Here is a 3055-nt window from a genome sequence, read left to right as displayed (position 1 = left end):
CAACCCCGCCTTATGGCGGATGTGCTGGTGCGGCTGCACCGCCTGCCGGTGCCGACCGTGGTGATGGCGGTGCGGGCCCACAGCGGCGGTTATCGGCAGCGTCTGACCCATATCCCTCCCTGGCTGCCCGCCCTGGAGCGGGCCCTGCTCGCGAGCCGGGAGCCGGACGACTGCTGGCTCCCTTGCCATCACGATCTCAATCCGGCTAACTTGTTGGGGTCGCGGCCCTGGGTCATCGACTGGGAGTACGGCGCCGCCGGCCATCCGGGGTTCGAGGCCGCCAGCATTCAGCGCACCCACGGCTGGAGCGAAGAGCAGCGGTGCCAGTTGGAGAGCTGCTATCTTGAAGCCATGGACGGGGCAGTGACGGGGCTGGGGCCCCGGGGATTCCAGGCCGATGCCTTCCTGCCCTGGGTCGATTACATCGGCCTGCTGTGGGCGCTGCTGATGGCCGAACAGCAACCCGGGCCCGAGTATCAGGCCCTGATCGACATCAACCGCCAGCGCCTGGAGTGATGCCCGGCAACGGCCCGCGCGACGCGTGTATTCAATGAATGGGAGGCATGCATGGTGACCACATTCTCATGGCGTCAACCGCGTAGCTGGAGCCTGCTGCTGCTCTGCTTGCTGCTGACGGGTTGCGCCACCCGGGTGATCTACTACTGGCTCGACTCGGCCATCGTCTGGCAACTGGACGACTACTTCTCCCTGGACCGCAGCCAGAAGAAGCTGCTGGACCAGGAGGTGAAGGGGCTGATGGCCTGGCACCGGCAGCATGAGCTGCCCATCTATGCCCGGGATCTCGATGCCCTGGCCAAGGCGGTGGCCAGCCCCATGAGCCCGGCCCAGGTGACCCTGCATCTGGACAGAACCCAGGCGAGCCTGACCCGCACCCTGGAGAACGCCATTCCCCGCACGGTGCGCCTCGCCAAGACCCTGACTGACGAGCAGGTGGCTCGCTTCATGGCCGATCGGGTGAAGCGCCAGCAGGAGCGTCAGCACGATTTTGCCACCCAGTCGAAGGCCGAGATGATCAAGGGATTTCGGGAGAAGATGAACGAGCGCCTGGTGTTCTGGATTGGCAAGGTGAAGCCGGCCCAGGAGCCTCTCATCACGCAGTGGGCCGAGTGGCAATACGAGATGATGGCCCCCTGGCTCGACTTTCAGGAGGCCTGGACCAAGGAGCTTGATCGGCTGATGAAACAGCGCCAGAGTCCGGATTTCGGCCAGGAGCTGACCCGCTTGCTCCAGCAGGGGGACGGCCTGATGGATGGCCGCTTCACCGGCTACACGGACCAGTCCCGCCAGCGCACCATCCAGTGGCTGAGCGATCTCAGCCACTCTATGGATCTCTCCCAGCGGGCCCACCTCTACACCCTGCTCAAGGACTATGCCGAGGACTTCGAGGGCATGACCCGCAGCCGCTGAGGACGCGGTGAGACAACACAAGGGCGGCGGGCCCCGGGCCTGCCGCCCTTGTTCTTGTGGGGCAGGCTGTGGTAGCTTGCCCTTTCTATTGTGTGGGAATTAACTTTTGAACCTGACCGACAACGTGAAACTGGCGGCGATGACCCTGCTCATCACCCTCGCACTGTTGTTCTCTACCCTCTCGGTGGAGGGGGTCAAGGTACCCGCGTTCCAGCCCTCGGCCCAGCAGGCCCACTCGCTGGCGGAGGGGGCGGCACCTGCCGACGCAAGCCCGGTGGCCCACGGCGTCAGCGGCAGTGACGATGGCATCGTCAAGTTCGTCGGCTCCCACCAGAATCACCTGCTGCGCCTCGAGCACTCCCTGAGCCGCGATCATCAGCCCGGCAGCGTGGTCTACGAGCTGGTGATGAGCTGGTCCCAGCAGGCGATCCTGCTGCTGCTGTGCGGCCTGCTGTTCTATGCCGCCCTCTTCTACCCGGGGACGAGCTTTCGCGATCACTTCGCCGGCATTCACAGGCGCCGCCTGCAGCGCCGGCATCTGCAGTACCGCTTCGCCCAGAGCTTCCTCGCCTGATCCCGATGGGGTCAGCTTGCCACCTGTTGCCTCATCTTCTCTCTGTTGCTGTTCACTTTTAGTGAACGGCTAGGCTGTCTTGTTTCATTTTTTTGCACGGCGCGACCCCGGTGTCGCCCCTTGCCATCGCCTGACAGAGGCCGATTTCATGAGAAAAAAGAGTCATACCGTGTTGAACCGCATGAGCCTGTGGCAGTACGCCCTGTTGCTGCTGATGCTGGTCACGTTCGCGTTCTATTCCCTGCCCACCTTCTTCGGTGAGCAGCCCTCCCTCGGTCTGCACGGCCAGTCGCGCCTGAGCGACGCGCAGCGCACCCTGCTGGCCGAGAACCACATCGACCCCCTCAAGCAGATCGCCCAGGGTGGCCGGATGGCGCTGGTGTTCGCCAGCCAGGGGGAGCAGCAACTGGCCAAGCAGTTGCTGGAGCAGCAGGGGCTGGACAGCGCCGCCCTGACCCTGGAGTTCTACTCCAACGCCCCGGCCTGGATCAGCCGGCTCGGCGCCGATCCCATCAAGCTCGGGCTGGACCTGCGCGGTGGCTCCCAGCTGCTGATCGGGGTGGACGTGGATTTCGTCATCGACAACCAGACCAAGAACCTGGTGGATACCCTGCGCACCCGTTTTCGCGAGGCCAACCTGCGCGGCGCCAGCGTGATGCGCACCGCCCAGGGGAGCGTGGCCGTCACCCTGCCCGACGTGACGGGGCAGGAGGCCTGGCTCTCCATCATCAAGGAGAGTGCCGGTACCCGCCAGGATCAGTGGACACTGAGCCGCTCCGGCAATGCTCTGACCCTGGTGCTGAGCGACGCCGAGCGCACCCTGCTGGTGAACAACGCCGTGACCCAGAACCTGTCGATCCTGAAAAAGCGGATCAACGAGCTCGGCATCGTCGAGGCCTCGGTGGTGCGTCAGGGGCAGGACGGCATCCGCATCGAGCTGCCGGGGGTGCACAACCCCAAGCAGGCGAAAGAGGTGATCGGCGCCACCGCGTCCCTGGCCTTCTATGAAGCCAAGGCCGACAGCCGCTTCTTCATGGCGGATCGCAGCGGCCA

3 protein-coding genes and 1 pseudogene are annotated in these 3055 nt (G+C 64.9%); all 4 read left to right on the top strand.

Going from position 1 to position 3055, the window contains the following annotated elements; all coding sequences use genetic code 11:
* Positions 1-516, top strand: a 516-nt coding sequence (locus tag AACR77_RS17840) for a phosphotransferase family protein (RefSeq protein WP_042883120.1), incomplete at its 5' end; no start/stop codon positions are given.
* Between the two features lie 51 nt (positions 517-567).
* Positions 568-1428: a DUF6279 family lipoprotein gene (locus tag AACR77_RS17835; RefSeq protein WP_041215412.1), complete on the top strand. Its 861-nt coding sequence runs from the start codon at positions 568-570 to the stop codon at positions 1426-1428.
* Positions 1429-1534: 106 nt separating this feature from the next.
* The gene (locus tag AACR77_RS17830) at positions 1535-2002 is read left to right on the top strand and encodes a hypothetical protein (protein WP_042883117.1); all 468 of its coding nucleotides are present in this window, start codon (positions 1535-1537) and stop codon (positions 2000-2002) included.
* 148 nt (positions 2003-2150) lie between these two features.
* A pseudogene (secD, locus tag AACR77_RS17825) lies at positions 2151-3055 on the top strand (protein translocase subunit SecD); the annotation flags it as partial.

The organism is Aeromonas sp. ZOR0002 (genome assembly GCF_963866995.1).
Lineage (GTDB): Bacteria > Pseudomonadota > Gammaproteobacteria > Enterobacterales > Aeromonadaceae > Aeromonas > Aeromonas caviae.
This window is presented reverse-complemented; position numbering and strand designations above follow the sequence as displayed.